General features: G+C 41.3%; 20 protein-coding genes. 12 read left to right on the top strand and 8 right to left on the bottom strand.

Translation table 11 applies throughout. The features are described 5' to 3' along the window. Positions 1-52 precede the first annotated feature (52 nt). Complete coding sequence (locus BA79_RS08295; protein ID WP_025207846.1) at positions 53-1045, bottom strand: metal ABC transporter solute-binding protein, Zn/Mn family; 993 nt, start codon at positions 1043-1045, stop codon at positions 53-55. Positions 1046-1258: 213 nt separating this feature from the next. Between BA79_RS08295 and BA79_RS08290 the strand changes: the two genes are divergently transcribed. Continuing rightward, positions 1259-1825: a beta-class carbonic anhydrase gene (locus BA79_RS08290; protein WP_035702198.1), complete on the top strand. Its 567-nt coding sequence runs from the start codon at positions 1259-1261 to the stop codon at positions 1823-1825. Between the two features lies 1 nt (position 1826). On the opposite strand, the gene yidD is transcribed toward BA79_RS08290, so the two are convergent. Beyond that, the gene (yidD, locus tag BA79_RS08285) at positions 1827-2051 is read right to left on the bottom strand and encodes a membrane protein insertion efficiency factor YidD (protein ID WP_008342933.1); all 225 of its coding nucleotides are present in this window, start codon (positions 2049-2051) and stop codon (positions 1827-1829) included. A 128-nt stretch (positions 2052-2179) separates the two neighbouring features. On the opposite strand from yidD, the gene BA79_RS08280 reads away from it, so the two are divergent. Both BA79_RS08280 and BA79_RS08275 read left to right on the top strand, forming a co-directional pair. Continuing rightward, positions 2180-2653: an S-ribosylhomocysteine lyase gene (locus BA79_RS08280; protein WP_008342935.1), complete on the top strand. Its 474-nt coding sequence runs from the start codon at positions 2180-2182 to the stop codon at positions 2651-2653. Positions 2654-2775: 122 nt separating this feature from the next. Further along, positions 2776-3213, top strand: a complete 438-nt coding sequence (locus tag BA79_RS08275) for a FixH family protein (protein ID WP_017358371.1) — start codon at positions 2776-2778, stop codon at positions 3211-3213. 8 nt (positions 3214-3221) lie between these two features. On the opposite strand, the gene ytzI is transcribed toward BA79_RS08275, so the two are convergent. Next, positions 3222-3368, bottom strand: coding sequence for a YtzI protein (gene ytzI / locus BA79_RS08270; RefSeq protein WP_017358370.1), 147 nt, complete (start codon positions 3366-3368; stop codon positions 3222-3224). A 131-nt stretch (positions 3369-3499) separates the two neighbouring features. Here ytzI and BA79_RS08265 point away from each other — a divergent pair, with 131 nt between their 5' ends. The 4 genes from BA79_RS08265 (at position 3500) to BA79_RS08250 (ending at position 5167) form a co-directional block, all read left to right on the top strand. Next, positions 3500-3937, top strand: a complete 438-nt coding sequence (locus BA79_RS08265) for a Dps family protein (RefSeq protein ID WP_007501934.1) — start codon at positions 3500-3502, stop codon at positions 3935-3937. Positions 3938-4061: 124 nt separating this feature from the next. Beyond that, on the top strand, positions 4062-4253 hold the full coding sequence (locus tag BA79_RS08260) for a hypothetical protein (protein WP_008342942.1): 192 nt from the start codon (positions 4062-4064) through the stop codon (positions 4251-4253). A gap of 157 nt (positions 4254-4410) precedes the next feature. Next, complete coding sequence (locus BA79_RS08255; protein ID WP_035702140.1) at positions 4411-4815, top strand: phage holin family protein; 405 nt, start codon at positions 4411-4413, stop codon at positions 4813-4815. 43 nt (positions 4816-4858) lie between these two features. Continuing rightward, complete coding sequence (locus tag BA79_RS08250) at positions 4859-5167, top strand: hypothetical protein (protein WP_035702138.1); 309 nt, start codon at positions 4859-4861, stop codon at positions 5165-5167. A gap of 231 nt (positions 5168-5398) precedes the next feature. Here the strand turns inward: BA79_RS08250 and BA79_RS08245 are convergent, their stop codons facing one another. After that, positions 5399-6181, bottom strand: a complete 783-nt coding sequence (locus BA79_RS08245; RefSeq protein ID WP_008342947.1) for an AIM24 family protein — start codon at positions 6179-6181, stop codon at positions 5399-5401. Positions 6182-6203: 22 nt separating this feature from the next. Further along, the gene (locus BA79_RS08240) at positions 6204-6857 is read right to left on the bottom strand and encodes a TerD family protein (protein WP_035702135.1); all 654 of its coding nucleotides are present in this window, start codon (positions 6855-6857) and stop codon (positions 6204-6206) included. A 246-nt stretch (positions 6858-7103) separates the two neighbouring features. On the opposite strand from BA79_RS08240, the gene ytkD reads away from it, so the two are divergent. Beyond that, positions 7104-7580 (top strand): RNA deprotection pyrophosphohydrolase, encoded by a 477-nt coding sequence (gene ytkD, locus BA79_RS08235; protein ID WP_008342951.1) that lies wholly within the window; start codon positions 7104-7106, stop codon positions 7578-7580. A 30-nt stretch (positions 7581-7610) separates the two neighbouring features. Here ytkD and BA79_RS08230 read toward each other — a convergent pair whose 3' ends face one another. From BA79_RS08230 to BA79_RS08220, 3 genes are read right to left on the bottom strand one after another with little or no spacing between them, the layout of a single operon-like run. Further along, positions 7611-8357 (bottom strand): ABC transporter permease, encoded by a 747-nt coding sequence (locus tag BA79_RS08230; protein WP_370529235.1) that lies wholly within the window; start codon positions 8355-8357, stop codon positions 7611-7613. A gap of 34 nt (positions 8358-8391) precedes the next feature. After that, the gene (locus BA79_RS08225) at positions 8392-9162 is read right to left on the bottom strand and encodes an ABC transporter ATP-binding protein (RefSeq protein ID WP_035702132.1); all 771 of its coding nucleotides are present in this window, start codon (positions 9160-9162) and stop codon (positions 8392-8394) included. A gap of 15 nt (positions 9163-9177) precedes the next feature. Beyond that, positions 9178-10179: an ABC transporter substrate-binding protein gene (locus BA79_RS08220; protein WP_035702129.1), complete on the bottom strand. Its 1002-nt coding sequence runs from the start codon at positions 10177-10179 to the stop codon at positions 9178-9180. A 174-nt stretch (positions 10180-10353) separates the two neighbouring features. On the opposite strand from BA79_RS08220, the gene BA79_RS08215 reads away from it, so the two are divergent. From BA79_RS08215 to BA79_RS08200, 4 genes are read left to right on the top strand one after another with little or no spacing between them, the layout of a single operon-like run. Continuing rightward, on the top strand, positions 10354-11082 hold the full coding sequence (locus BA79_RS08215; protein ID WP_017358367.1) for a carotenoid biosynthesis protein: 729 nt from the start codon (positions 10354-10356) through the stop codon (positions 11080-11082). Further along, positions 11051-11797 carry a lysophospholipid acyltransferase family protein gene (locus tag BA79_RS08210; protein ID WP_035702126.1) on the top strand — a complete coding sequence of 249 codons (747 nt, stop codon included), beginning with the start codon at positions 11051-11053 and terminating at the stop codon, positions 11795-11797. The genes BA79_RS08215 and BA79_RS08210 overlap by 32 nt, the downstream gene beginning before the upstream one ends. Further along, positions 11782-12909 carry a glycosyltransferase family 2 protein gene (locus BA79_RS08205; RefSeq protein WP_035702124.1) on the top strand — a complete coding sequence of 376 codons (1128 nt, stop codon included), beginning with the start codon at positions 11782-11784 and terminating at the stop codon, positions 12907-12909. Before BA79_RS08210 ends, BA79_RS08205 begins: the two co-directional genes overlap by 16 nt. Then, positions 12906-14387, top strand: a complete 1482-nt coding sequence (locus BA79_RS08200; RefSeq protein ID WP_035702122.1) for a phytoene desaturase family protein — start codon at positions 12906-12908, stop codon at positions 14385-14387. Before BA79_RS08205 ends, BA79_RS08200 begins: the two co-directional genes overlap by 4 nt. Positions 14388-14410: the final 23 nt, after the last annotated feature.

Below are 14410 nucleotides of genomic sequence, written 5' to 3'. Positions count from 1 at the left end.
GTGTTTTTTTGTGCAGTAAAAAACCCCGGCTGATCGCTCGGGGTTCATGAATTCATTCAACATTTAAAGCTGTTTTTAATGTGTTTAAATTTTGTTTCATTAAGCTGACATAGCTTTCGCCATTTTTAGCATCATCTTCTGTAATGGATTCTAGATTTTTCAGTGTAAGGCTTTTTGCCCCAATTTCACTGCGAATCGTATCTGATACTTTACTGCTGACGTTATTTTCAAAAATGACATACTTGATGTGATGCTTTTCTGCCTGTTGTACGATATTTTCAAGCTGTTTTTGGGAAGGCTCTTCAGAAGCAGAGAGTCCTAGTACACTGATTTGCTCAATGCCATAGCGCTTTTCCCAGTAGCCGTATGCTGCGTGAGAAACAAGAATTTCTTTATGTTTTGCTTTAGATAACGTTGTTTTGAATTCCTGATCTAACGATTGTAATTCTTTTTTTAGTGATTCATAGTTTTTTGTGTATTCGTCTTTATGATCTGGATCTAGTGAAACAAGTGTGTCTTTAATGTTTTTTGCCATTTGCTGTGCATAAACAGGGTCTAGCCATGCATGGGGATCTTTATCTCCGTGGTCGTGTCCATCATGGTCATGATCTTCACCTTCATGATCGTGATCATGGTCCTCACCTTCTTCATGAGCATGTTCTTCTTGTGTTGATAATAGCTTGATGCCTTCAGCTGCTTTCACTGTTTTCACGCCTTGGTCTTTTAACGTAGAAGCCGTTTTATCAGCAAATGCTTCAGCGCCTGTTCCGCTGTAAATAAAGGCATCTCCTTCAGCCATTTCAACCATCGTTTTTGAACTTGGTTCAAAGCTGTGTGCATCTGCATTGGCAGGGTACACACTTTGAGCGTTCACGTGAGAGCCGCCAATTTTTTCAGTGAAATCTTGAATAGGGAAGATCGTCGTGTAAATGGTTAATTTCCCGTCTGCTTTTCCTTTTGAAGCATTTGTCCCCGCACTGCTTGAGCAAGCGGCAAGACCGACCGCTAATAAAGCAGCTGTTAAAATAAAAAAGATTTTTTTCATCTAAGAATGTCTCCTCTCAACCTATTAGATAGAAATGATTACGATTTAATGTCCTGAGTTATTGTATCGTAATAATTACGATTTGAAAAGAGGAAATTAAAAAATTTTCATCAGAAGATGTTTCCTCTAAAAAAATAGACGTCAAAACGTGACGAAATTTAAAACATTGTGCTATATTTATTTTTAAAAAAAGAAAAAGGAATGGACAAACTTATGAAACTTTTAGACGAAATCATCGAATATAACCAACAATTTATTGAAGAGAAGCGATATGAAGAGTTTACAACAACGAAGTTTCCACAGAAAAAAGCTGTCATTCTATCATGTATGGATACAAGACTTGTTGAACTGCTTCCGCGCGCCATGAACATGAAAAATGGCGATATTAAAATTGTCAAAAGTGCTGGCGCTCTTGTTTCTCACCCATTTGGAAGTATTATGCGAAGCATTTTAGTGGCTGTTTATGAATTGAATGCTGACGAGGTGTACGTCATTGGGCATCACGATTGTGGTATGAGTAAAATAGACAGCCAAACCCTCTTAAATAAAGCCGTTGAGCGCGGTATTCCCGAAAAACGAATTGAAGTACTGGAATACTCAGGGATCGATTTTCAACAGTGGCTCAAAAGCTTTAGCTCAGTTGAAGATAGCGTGAAGGACAGTGTGTCTGTCGTTAAAAATCATCCGCTTCTTCCATCTGATGTGCCTGTGCATGGTCTAGTGATTGATCCTGGGACAGGTAAGCTTGACTTAGTTGTCAATGGTTATGAAGAAAAGTAAGTTATTTTTCCTTTTTAGGTGGGACTGGATCCATGCCTCCAGGATGCAGCGGGTGACATTTTAAAATTCGCTTAATCGTGAGCCATCCGCCTTTTAAAGCGCCGTGCGTTTTGATCGCCTCTAGCCCGTAGTTTGAGCAAGTGGGGTAAAACCTGCAGCTCGGCGGTGTTAGAGGGGAAATGCATTTTTGATAAAAGCGAATGATGCCGATAAAAATTTGTTTCATAGAGGTTCCTCCTTGTCTGTCTTTTCACAGTATAAGAAAAAAGGACAAGGAAGGGAAGTTTTATAAACTAAACTGGTCGGAACAATATGTTATAATATAGGAAATTGCAATTATAGGAGTGGTGATTAATGCCTTCAGTTGAAAGCTTTGAACTTGACCATAATGCTGTAAAAGCACCTTACGTTCGTCATTGCGGCGTTCATAAAGTGGGATCAGATGGAGAAGTGAACAAATTTGATATCCGTTTTTGTCAGCCAAACAAGCAGGCAATGAAACCTGATACGATTCATACATTAGAGCATTTACTTGCGTTTAATATTAGAACACACTCAGAGAAATACGATCATTTTGATATCATTGATATTTCTCCGATGGGCTGCCAGACTGGCTACTATTTAGTTGTCAGCGGTGCACCGACACCAAGAGAGATCGTTGAACTGCTTGATGCAACATTCAAAGATGCAGTGGAAGTAACAGAAATTCCTGCTGCAAATGAAGAGCAGTGCGGTCAAGCGAAGCTTCATGATCTTGAAGGAGCAAAACGTTTAATGCGTTTCTGGCTGTCTCAGGATCAAGAAGAGCTATTAAAAGTATTTGGATAATCAGTAAGATGATGAACCGGACATATTGAATGTCCGGTTTTTTATATGAAATGAAACGAGAGCTGTTAAAATAGGGGATATTTGTTAAAATGGACATGTCAGTAAAAAAGGGGGATACACGAATGCGGAAAATGGTAGGAATCATTTTGATGCTCGCATTACTTAGTGCATGTGGAAACTCGGCAGCGAGCAATGACAAGGGAGAAGTGCCTGAGCTATTAGAAGTCAAACTAACAGGGCCGGAGCAAGTGGAGAAAAATGAAAACGTTATCGTAAAAGCAGCTGTCACATATGGTGATACGCCTGTTGATGATGCAGATGATGTTCAATTTGAAGTGTGGAAAGATGGCGACAAGGATAACAGCAAGATGATTCAGCCAAAGAAAAAGGAGAAAGGTGTATATGAATTGCATACAGCTTTCAAACAAGATGGCCTTTATATCATACAAGTCCATGTGACAGCTAAACAGCAGCATAATATGCCGAAGACAAACATCCATGTAGGTGATGTGAAAAAAGAGAGTTCATCTACTGAAGAAGAAGATACCTCACATCATTGAAAGCGGTTTTATTTTGGGTTAGGACGTTGGTTTGGTTCAGCATCCTGTGGTGAATCGACTTTATGCTTGTAATCATAAGCCTTTGATGTCGTCCACAGTGATAAAAAGACAACGATTGAGATAATGATAAAGCTGATAATCCCAAGTAACAGCATCTAACTCCCTCCTTATTTCCATATTAACATATATTTCATGCGGTCAAAATAGAAGAAAATGATGGCAGGTTTCAGTATAATAAAAAAAGGGTAATCCCATACTAAACGCAACTACATAAGGAGGAATCAACATGTCTGAAAAATTATTAAACGTCGTCAATAAACAAGTAGCAGATTGGACTGTGCTTTACGTAAAATTACATAACTATCACTGGTATGTAAAGGGAAAAGATTTCTTTACACTCCATGAAAAATTCGAGGAATTATATACAGAAACAGCCACTTATATCGATGATTTGGCTGAGCGTATGCTCGCATTAAATGGACAACCTGTTGCGACAATGAAAGAGTGCTTAGAAATTTCTAGCATTCAAGAAGCGGAAGGCAATGAATCAGCCGAGCAAATGGTGAAAAATCTGTATGATGATTTCTCTAATATTGCAGAAGAACTTAAGCGAGGCATGGAGCTGGCTGCAGAAGTTGGCGATGAAACAACAGGTGATATGCTGCTTGCGATTCATCAATCCATTGAAAAACACAACTGGATGCTTAAAGCATACTTAGGATAAGCGAATGTGAAAGGAATGTCGATCATTAAACAGATCGGCATTCTTTTTTTATGGATTTGTGACAGACAGCCCATTGAATTGATGGGGCTTTCAGCCGAAGAGAAAAGGGAAGGGAGGGGAGAAAATGTCCTCAATTGCAGGAATGATGAGCCAGCAAGTGGCGAGTATTCAAAAAACACTTAATATCAGTTTATTGAATTCACAGCTTGCCACGAACACAGCACAAGCTATGGTGATGCTCGATCAAGTGCAGCAGCAGCCTCAAGCTGTTCAGCCCAAAGATTCAGATGCTACGTTTATTGATGTCAGAGTTTAACCAAGAAAGCCGCCGTCACAGGCGGCTCTTTTTATGCGCTTCACGAATTTTTTGCACAGCTAACCATGCCTTTATTTTTTGTCGTCCAAGCTATTCATCAAATGCGGCATATACTATTGAGGTAAGAAGTTCCACTATGAAAGGATGTTGATGCCAAGTGAGCAAGGATTTAGGCATCTTTTCGTTGTTTACAGTCAGTTTGTCGGCAATGGGCTTTCTGTTTGGTGGAGCAGGATATTTACTCATGATATTAGTGACACTCATGGCTATAGAATTAATTTGTTCAAGCCTAAGAGAATCTGTGACTGGACAACTTACGATGAAGCGTTTTTTGACCAGGCTTGTTCGAAAGGTTGTGACGATTTCTTTAATATCCATGGCACACTTCTTCGATGTCATGCTGAAGACTGGGGGGACAATTAAGGATTTAGCGCTCATCTTTTATATTATTTATGAATCGTACCAGATTGTCTCAACAGCCAGAGCTCTCGGAATTCCTATTCCACAGTTGTTTATTGATGTGTTAGACATCATTAAAAATAAATTGCGCAAAAAGCCGTAATTTCTTCATATCTGGTCATACTAAAGGAAAAAGGATGAATCAGATGGCGAGACACACATACTATGTATCCGTTCAAGACGGATCAATCTCACAGCACAGAGACGTGGCTGCTTGGCAATTTCAGATAGAAGCAGATGATGACCAAATCTTGCAGCTAAGAGAATATTTTGATGAACAGTATATGACAGATTGGAAAGGTTTCTTTCGGGCGCATGTTCCATTTCTTGAATATCATTATGATAGTCCAAACGACGAAATGGATAGGAAAAGAAAAGAAATTTATTCCATGATTCATGATCTCGGTAACGAAGAGACAAAGAACTTTATTGAGACCAATGGACTGATGAATTGAAAAAGCATGTAGAGACATTCTACATGCTCAGCGTGTAGACAAACCCTCGCATTCTTTGTCAGTCCTGCGTGCCGGTGCTCACGAATGTCAAATTCGCTCTGCGCCAGTACTCGTCCTTCCTAAACTGCAAAGGTTTTCTATCACGCTGAAAAGAAGACAAAAGGCTAAAAGAAAGTTCATTTTAGCCTTTTGTCAACGATCTGAAAGTATGTAGAGACATTCTACATGCTTTTATTTTCGAGGCTGTAAGATACCGCCGATTAGATCACTGATTCCGCCTCTATTTTCCTGCTGTGAGTTGGTGATTTCGTGTGAGGTACTCTGACTCTGGGGTTTGTACCGGTTATCATCTATCCCGACCCGCATTCCAGATGTTCGTTCAGATGGCTGGATAATCACAATTTGGTCCTGTTCATGAAATTCAAACAAGTAGGATTCGCCTGATGTTTGTCCAATGAACGTTTTCCAGTTCACATCTAATTTGACTTTCGGTGCTTTGCCCGTCCAAGCGACAATGGCGTCAGGATCTACACGGCAAGGTGCTTTTAAAATCAGCGGGTTTCCATTTGTTTTGATGGCAACCTGCGCCCCGTGACCTTGATACGAGAGCTTTGAAGTAAATAGCCCTTTCTGTGATAAAATCCCAACGCCTACTGGTGTCACGCCATAGTGACATTCTTCAGTAAAGGCAAGTAAATCTTCACTTTCCACGCTAACATGTTGCCAAGGACCGTTCGGCTCAAGATTGATGACGGTCACATGCTCGCTAGAATCAGCCAAGTAGCAAGTGCCTTGTCCACTCACTTCCATCATCTCAAGGTTTTCACCTGTTAATTTTCTGCTAATATGATTAAATACTTGGCTGACCATATTTCCTTTATTCGTCCCAAGTAATCGTTTACGGTATTGAAATGTACCTTGATCGGCAATCATAGCGCCTTTTTTAGCAAAAAAGATCCCGTTGCCTTCTGCTTGTAAGGTCAGTTCTTCGATCGTGTTGAAATGAAATCCCATTTGTGCCAGCTCCTTTCCTTTGTCAAGATGTGAATCCGTAGATGCGGCATAGGTCGTTTAAATCAAGGGTCGTACCTTGTCCGGTTGCGGTGATTTTCCATTCGTTCTCAACTCTCGTTAGTTCAGCACAAATGATGGATGTACAAAATGAATAATCCTCTGTTAATTGAAAGGTACAAATCTCCTGTTGTGTGATTTGATCTGAAAGGCGCAAGTAGGCATTGGTCACCTGTCCAAAATGATGTGCCCGCTCGTGTGCATCATGTATCGTGGCTGTTACGACGATTTTCTGAATATCGGGTGAGACTCTGCTCAGTTGCATAATGATGATCTCATTGTCCCGATGGCCTCCACCGACCTGATGATCACCTAGATGGCGAACAGCTCCATCTAAGCTTTGCTGCTGATGATAATAGATCAGGTGTTTTGGAGACAGAAGCTTGTCCTCTTCATTTAAGAGAAACACTTGCGTATCTAAATCAATTGGCTGACCAGATAAGTCCCAGCCAAGTCCGATATGAATTTGATCTACGTTTGGATTGTCTTTTGTTAAATCTAACTTTTGTCCTTTCATGAGGTGTTTCTTCACTTTCTCAAGAGAAGCGTCTTCTTTCTCATGTTGCCTCATTGGCCATGCTTTGTTATTTTCTTGTTTTGATCCATTTGTGATGCTCATGCTGGTTTCCTCCTCGTCTGTGTAGGACAAACACTTATTGATTTACGTCATCATGGGCAAAAGGTTTCATGATTAAAATGGGATGAGGATGGAGATGATAAAAAGGTTTTAGCAAGAATACTTATTTTACATACAGACGAGATAGAAGTACTCGTTTGTTTCACTTTTCATAAAAATTCTTCAGAGAAATGTGATCTGTGGTATGATGTTTTACAAGAAGCAAGGACAGGATATGAGGGATTTCACATGCATGTATTTAAAGACTATTATCATAATACGGTCAAGCTCTCTTTTGAAGAGCAGCCTTTTTCAAGTCATCCTAAGCATGTTTGGGCTATTTGCCGCTATCAAGGAAAATGGCTACTTACTGAACATGAGGATCGAGGCTACGAGTTTCCAGGAGGGAAAGTAGAGCCAAATGAAGAAGCAGATCAAGCCGCTATACGAGAGATTCACGAAGAGACGGGTGCTGTTGTTCGTGAATTAACGTATATTGGTCAATATCAGGTGCTTGGCAGAGAGAAAGTCATTGTCAAAAATATTTATTTCGCTGATATTGAAAGGCTCGTCAAGCAGGACACGTATTTTGAAACGAAAGGACCCGTTCTTTTCGCAGACTTACCAAGATCCATCGCAAAAAATAAAAATTTCAGTTTTATTATGAAAGATGATGTCTTGAGACAAAGTCTTGCTTATTTAGAAAAGAACGGTTTGATTCGTTAAAAAAAGCGCAGGGACATGACCCTGCGCTTTTTATTTTTGCAGAAAACGGCGTTCCAGCCATTCAACAAGCTGATACATGATGGTGGCGAAGACGGCGATAATGAAAAGACTTAAGAACACGAGTGTAAAGTTGAAGACTTGAAAGCCATAGATGATCATATAGCCGAGTCCTTTTGAGGAAACAAGGAATTCCCCCACAATGACCCCAACCCAAGAAAGACCAACATTGACCTTAATGGCAGAGATCATCGTTGGAATACTTGCTGGCAAAATGACCTCACGGAAGACCGTTCTTTTTTTCGCGCCAAAGGTTTTCATGACCTTTAAATAATTCTCATCGACTTCTTGAAAGGCTGTATAAATGACGATGGTGGTAATGATCACACTGATAATGGCACCCATCGCGACAATGCTGATCATGCCTGGTCCAAGGGCAACAATTAAAATGGGGGCGAGAGCAACTTTCGGCATCGCATTTAAAATAACCAAATAAGGATCAAGAACATTTGCAAGACGGGTGGACCACCATAAGGCGGCGGCTAATAAAATGCCGCAAAAAGTACCAAGTAGAAAGCCGAGCACTGTTTCAAACAGCGTAATGCTCATATGATTGATTAATGAACCATCTGATAATTTTTGTACAAACAATTGGCAGACGGCAGATGGTGAACTGAAAATGAGCGGGTCAATCAGTCTGAAATGGCTCGCAAGCTCCCAAAGCGAAAAGAAACTGGCGAAAATGATCAACTGGTAGACTCGCGTCATGCGTTTTTCCATTCGAACTTTTTTTCGATAGGCTTCATGTAAAAGGTCACTGTGTTTCAACTGTCTTCAGCTCCTTCCAAATCGTTTGAAAGAGCTCTTGGAAACTTGCTGTCTGTCTCGCTTCAAAAGGAGAGAGCGTCCTCAGATCATCTGGAACCGTAAACATTCGCTGGATAGAGCCGGGATGCTTTGAGAATAAGAAAATGCGATCACTCATCGCAATGGCTTCGCCGATGTCATGCGTGACAAGAACAGCCGTTTTTTGGTAGTTTTTTAATGTGTGAAAGACGAGGTCTTCTAATGTCAGTTTCGTCTGGTAATCTAGTGCTGAAAATGGCTCATCTAGCAGAAGCAGTCCGGGATCAACTGCAAGCGTTCGGGCGAGAGCCGCACGCTGCCTCATCCCGCCTGACAGCTCCTTCGGGTATTTATCTTCGACATCATTGAGTCCAAGCTTTGGCAGTAAGCTAAGGGCAGCTGAGGTGGCTTCATGTGAATCTTGTTTTGCAATTTTTAACCCGAGAATGACATTTTCCTTGATCGTTTTCCAGGGGAACAAATAATCTTGCTGGAGCATATAACCGATTTGATGCTCCTGTTGATTCGGTTCTTTTCCTTCGATTAAAATTCGACCTTCAGAGGGTGGCGTAATGCCTGCGATGATGGACAGCAAGGTTGTTTTCCCGCAGCCGCTGGGACCAATAAATGAGATAAATTCACCTTGAGTGATCTCCATATTGATGTGCTTGATGGCCGTTGTTTTTTCTTTTAAAGAGAAGTACGTGTGGGTCACATGGTCAATTTGAAGGAAAGACATGTGCTACCTCCTGTTCTATTTGTGATCTGTGACCTTCTTGGCAATGGATGAATTGACAAGTTGTTTGTACGGGATAAATTCCGGCAGTTCACCACTTGCCTTCATGATTTCCTGTAATTTGTTCCATTCCTCTTCATTTAGAAGGGGATCTGTTGCGTAGGAGTTCTGCTGCTTGTAGCGTTTAATGGCTGTTGATAAGACATCAAGGTCTGTATCAGGAAATTGAGATTGAATTGTCTCGGCAATCTCCTCTGGGTTCTTTGCTTTGACCCATTTTTGCGCTTTGTAAATGGCACGAGTAAAGGCTTCAGCTGTCTCTTTGTTTTCCTCTAAGTAACTCTTCTTTGCCATAAAGGTGGTATAAGGCACCTTGCCGGAAGCCTCACCAAAGGAGGCGGTAATGTACCCTTTGCCTTCTTTTTCAATTAAGGAAGCTGTCGGTTCGAATAACTGCACAAAATCGCCAGTTCCAGAGGAAAAAGCACCTGAAATGTTGGCAAAGTCAATATTTTGAATCATGCGAAGATCCTGTTTCAAATCAATGCCTTCTTTTTTCAGGACATATTCACCGACCATTTGCGGCATGCCGCCTTTCCGTTGTCCGAGAAAGTCCTTTCCTTTCAATTGATCCCAAGAGAATTGATTGATTTTTTCCCTTGAAACAAGAAATGTACCGTCTGTTTGTGTCAGCTGTGCAAAGTTCATGACAGAGTCTTTCGTGTCTTGTGCTTCCACATAAATAGAAGATTCAGATCCGGTCAGAGCGATATCAGCGCCGCCGGATAAGAGAGCTGTCATTGTTTTATCGCCGCCCCAAGTGGTTTTTAATTCAACCTCTAAGCCTTCATCTTTGAAAAATCCTTCGGATAGGGCGACATAAAGCGGTGCATAAAAGACCGAATGGGTCACCTCGGCTACTTGTACGGTCTGCTCTTGGTCTTTTTTACAGGCGACAAATGGAATAAAGAGCAGGACAACGAATATGAATGCCAGTCTGACTTTAATGGAACGATTCAAGAGTAATTCGCCTCCTTTGTTCTAGATCACTAATTAAAGTATGTCAAAAGGGATTTTTGGTGAGTGCCTAGATGAAAATAAGAAGCGCATTGTTTATTTATAGAACGTGTCTTTTTTTCTATACTAGAAGCATGAATGCTTTCTTGAATTTGGTAGAAATAAAGGAGCGGTTTCGTGTATAGATTGAGTTGGGTATTTGTTGGATGGTATGTAGTGGGTCTTATTTTAATGGTCTTTTTTGAAGTGCCGGCATGGCTTCAGTTTGCGAATGGTATCTTTCTTGTGCTTTACGCCTGCTGCGTCATTGAGATTGGCCGAAATATTTACGGGGCATGGAGCTTTGTGATCGTAAGAGCAGCCATTGTGGGTGTGTTGACGTTTACGGTTGAATGGGTGGGGATCACAACTGATTTTCCATTTGGGGCCTATGATTATTATCCGACGCTTGGATTTCTTGTGGCGGGAGTACCTTTGACGATCGCTTTTGCATGGGTTGGTGTGTTTTTAAATAGTCTTTTTTTATCAAGACAACAATCGAAGTGGAAACGAGCCGTCGAAACGGGTATATGGATTGTGCTGCTTGATCTCATATTAGATCCGGTAGCAGCTGAACGAAAGTTTTGGGTGTGGTATGACGGCGGAGGTTTCTTTGGTATCCCTTTTGAGAATTTTGTCAGCTGGGGTATCATTGGAGCAGGACTTTCATTTCTGTTCCCGCTCGTCTCCATTGATCAGCAGGCATTGCGCTGGAATGGGCGTATTTATCAGGCCATGGTGTTCTTCTTTGGTCTTTTAGCATTAAAGGGCGGGCTGGATGTCATTTTTTATTTAGCACTGATCATTGTCATCTTGTGTGAAGGAAGGGTTCGATTTGAAAGAAAGCGACAAAAACCGATCGTTTAGACGACTCTTTTATTTTTATCTTGAACGATATTTACTGAACAAACATTTTCGCTGTGTCATGATGAAAGGTACGGTTGATCCAAAGGAGAAACATCCTGTTCTTTATCTTGCCAATCACAGTTCATGGTGGGATGGACTGATCATTTTTCTTTTAATAGAACAAATGTCTGAGCTGGATCATGCCATGATGATGGAAGAGAAGCAGTTGAAGCAATATGCTTTTTTTCAAAAAATTGGTGCATTTCCAGTTCATAAAGAGAAGCTGAAAAGTGTCAAGCAGGCATTAATGACTGCAAAGGAGAAGATGGAGGCTGGCGGGGCTGTGTGGCTCTTCCCGCAGGGGAAAATTATGCACCAAGACACACGGCCGCTTGAACTGGAAGGCGGAGCTTCTTTTTTAGTCAGGCAATTTGAGCAGGTCGTCATCAAACCTGTGACGCTGCATTATACATTTAATCAATTTCAAAAACCGACGGTATCGGTTGAGTTTGGAGAAGATGTCCTAGTAGCTGGCGAATCACTTCGCAGTAAGGAAGTAACAAGTTTACTCGGAGACCTGCTTGAAACACAGTTAAACACACATCAAGCACAGGTTATTGCTGATCCAGATTTTTCAACAAACGAACAATTTAGGCAGGTGACAAGGACAAGCCGGTCAACTAGTGATGCGTTTGATTCCTTTAAAAAGTGGGTGAAAACATGGCGGTCTTCTTAATTGTCATCAGCGTTTTGCTGATCTGCCAATTGATGTTTACGATTTGGAATATGAAGCAATTTCCTGTACTCAAGCCGGCATCTCTTTCACCTGATGAACCCATTTCATTATCGATCCTCATTCCAGCGAGAAATGAAGAAAAACGGCTGGAAGCCTGCCTTCAGTCGATTGTTGATCAGCGTCTCCATCCGAAAGAGTTGATCGTGCTGGATGATCACTCGACAGATCAGACGAGAATGATTGCAGAGGGCTTCGCAGAGACATATCCATGGATTCGTGTGCAGTCAGGTCAAGTATTGAAGCGCGGCTGGCTTGGAAAATCATATGCTTGTTCCCAGCTTGCTGAGGCAGCATCTTCTGATTGGCTGTTATTTTTAGATGCAGATGTCCGCTTAAAACAAGGAGCTATTGAAGCGGTGTACAAGCAGTTATGCATACAAAAAACGGGCATGCTCTCAGGTTTCCCAGAGCAAAAAACGGGAACGCCTTTTGAGCATCTTGTCGTTCCTATGATGATGTTTACGATTGGCTGTCATCTGCCAGTGAAGTGGGTCAGAACATCTCAACATCCTGCTTTTGCCGCAGCACATGGCGGTTTTATTGCCATTGAAAAGAACTGTTATCAAGAAATAGGTGGTCATGAAGCGATCAAGGATTCTCTTGTGGATGATATGGCTTTGGCTAAACGAGTGAAAGCGAAGGGCTTTCCGTTCACACTGGCAAGTATTCATTCTTTTGTCTACATGAGAATGTATGAGAGTGGACAGGAAGTATGGGAAGGATATCGGAAAAATTTGTTCCCGGGAGTGAATCGAAACATTGCTTTGTTAAGCAGTGTCTTTTGTTTATACTCCGTCCTTTATGTAGTTCCTGTTATTTGCTTTATGATCGCACTGATTCATTTTGATGTGGTCAATCTCTGTTTAGCCCTTCTTTGCTACGGGCTGGGTGTATCCATTAAAGCGGTCATTGATATCGAAAATGGAAGAACATCTACGATGGCCTTTTTATTGCCTGTCAGTATCATAAGCCTGATGGCCATTGGTTTTGCTTCTATGAAAATTGGGCTGAAAAAAGAAGGCTATGAATGGAAAGGAAGAAGGTACGAATGAGAAAAGTGATCATTATTGGCGGCGGACTTGGCGGGTTATCGGCTGCGATTCGCTTACAGTCACGCGGTTTCCAGGTCACCATTTTAGAAAAAGAAGCTTCTTTAGGCGGGAAATTACAACGCCATCAAGCGTCTGGCTACTCTTTTGATTTAGGACCGAGTACCATTACAATGAAGGCGTATTTTGAAGAAGTATTTACCTCCTGTCATAGACGAATGGAGGATTATGTGACGTTTTATCCGATTTCTCCCCTTACTAAAAACGTTTTTGCAGATGGACATACGGTCGAGTTTACGCCAGATATTGAGCAAATGGAATCACAAATTGCAGTTTTTAGTCCAGAGGATGCACAGCAATACCGGGCATTTTTACAGGAATCGAAGAAGCTTTTTCAAATGGCAGAGGATCAGTTTTTAAATCGTTTATTATTGACTTGGAAGGATAAAGCGGATGTCAAGCTAATGAAAGCCCTTCTTGCTGTCAAACCTTTTACATCCGTTCAGCGCTTGCTACGTCAATATTTTCGTCATCCTCATACATTGGCGATGTTTGGCCGGTATGCGACTTACATTGGCTCTTCGCCATACGAGGCACCTGCTATTTTTAATATGATGGCTTATTTAGAAGGAGAAAAAGGCATTTATGGTATTAAGGGCGGTACGTATCGTTTAGTTGAGGCATTTGAGACACTGGCAAAGGAATTGGGTGTCCAAATTCATCTCAATGAATCAGCCAAAAAGATTCATGTAAAGAATAAGCGAATCCAAGGAGTTGAAACGGATCAACAGTTATATGAGGCAGATCAAGTCATTGTGGGGGCAGATGCACTGACTGTTTATCGCCAATTAATTGATGAAGAAGACCGCCCGAGTTTTGGAAATCAAAAACTGGCAAACATTGAGCCATCGTTATCAGGTTTTGTTCTTTTGTTGGGCGTCCCTAAAGTCTATGAACAACTGTCTCATCACAACGTGTTTTTTCCAGAGAATTATGAACAAGAATTCAAGGATATTTTTCAGAAAAAACAGCTTCCTCATGATCCGACGCTTTACATCTGTTATTCAGGTCATTCAGAGCCAGCTTTAAGCGGAGGACCAGGAAGAAGTAACTTGTTTGTATTAGCCAATGCGCCATATGTGACAAAAGAGCAAAATTGGGACATGCTAAAGGAGACATATGGTCAGCATATGAAAACAAAACTAAAGGAAAAGGGTCTCTTTGATCTTGACCAGCTTGTAGAATTTGAAGCGGTACAAACCCCGCTTGATTTGCAGCAAAAAACGGGAGCGTATCATGGGGCCATTTATGGCATGTCGTCAAACTCATTCAAGCAGGCATTTTTTCGCATCAATAATCAATCAAAGGATATTGAAGGACTTTGGTTTGTTGGTGGCACAAGTCATCCAGGCGGCGGCACTCCGATGGTGACAAAATCAGGACAGCTCGTCGCAGAGGCCATTATCAAGCATTTAACGTAACACCGAATGAAAAGGAGAGAATT

The organism is Bacillus altitudinis 41KF2b (genome assembly GCF_000691145.1).
Lineage (GTDB): Bacteria > Bacillota > Bacilli > Bacillales > Bacillaceae > Bacillus > Bacillus altitudinis.
Note: the sequence above shows the minus strand (reverse complement) of the source record. Positions and strands in the feature narration are given on the sequence as shown.

Excerpts from the sequence above, each read along its gene's own strand:
- BA79_RS08225 (WP_035702132.1), bottom strand. The coding sequence starts at position 9,162 with ATGTCTTTCCTTCAAATTGACCATGTGACCCACACGTACTTCTCTTTA.
- ytkD (WP_008342951.1), top strand. The coding sequence starts at position 7,104 with ATGCATGTATTTAAAGACTATTATCATAATACGGTCAAGCTCTCTTTT.
- BA79_RS08260 (WP_008342942.1), top strand. The coding sequence starts at position 4,062 with ATGTCCTCAATTGCAGGAATGATGAGCCAGCAAGTGGCGAGTATTCAA.
- BA79_RS08240 (WP_035702135.1), bottom strand. The coding sequence starts at position 6,857 with ATGAGCATCACAAATGGATCAAAACAAGAAAATAACAAAGCATGGCCA.
- BA79_RS08200 (WP_035702122.1), top strand. The coding sequence starts at position 12,906 with ATGAGAAAAGTGATCATTATTGGCGGCGGACTTGGCGGGTTATCGGCT.
- BA79_RS08265 (WP_007501934.1), top strand. The coding sequence starts at position 3,500 with ATGTCTGAAAAATTATTAAACGTCGTCAATAAACAAGTAGCAGATTGG.
- BA79_RS08275 (WP_017358371.1), top strand. The coding sequence starts at position 2,776 with ATGCGGAAAATGGTAGGAATCATTTTGATGCTCGCATTACTTAGTGCA.
- yidD (WP_008342933.1), bottom strand. The coding sequence starts at position 2,051 with ATGAAACAAATTTTTATCGGCATCATTCGCTTTTATCAAAAATGCATT.
- BA79_RS08205 (WP_035702124.1), top strand. The coding sequence starts at position 11,782 with ATGGCGGTCTTCTTAATTGTCATCAGCGTTTTGCTGATCTGCCAATTG.
- BA79_RS08245 (WP_008342947.1), bottom strand. The coding sequence starts at position 6,181 with ATGGGATTTCATTTCAACACGATCGAAGAACTGACCTTACAAGCAGAA.
- BA79_RS08280 (WP_008342935.1), top strand. The coding sequence starts at position 2,180 with ATGCCTTCAGTTGAAAGCTTTGAACTTGACCATAATGCTGTAAAAGCA.
- BA79_RS08250 (WP_035702138.1), top strand. The coding sequence starts at position 4,859 with ATGGCGAGACACACATACTATGTATCCGTTCAAGACGGATCAATCTCA.
- BA79_RS08290 (WP_035702198.1), top strand. The coding sequence starts at position 1,259 with ATGAAACTTTTAGACGAAATCATCGAATATAACCAACAATTTATTGAA.
- ytzI (WP_017358370.1), bottom strand. The coding sequence starts at position 3,368 with ATGCTGTTACTTGGGATTATCAGCTTTATCATTATCTCAATCGTTGTC.
- BA79_RS08295 (WP_025207846.1), bottom strand. The coding sequence starts at position 1,045 with ATGAAAAAAATCTTTTTTATTTTAACAGCTGCTTTATTAGCGGTCGGT.
- BA79_RS08230 (WP_370529235.1), bottom strand. The coding sequence starts at position 8,357 with ATGGAAAAACGCATGACGCGAGTCTACCAGTTGATCATTTTCGCCAGT.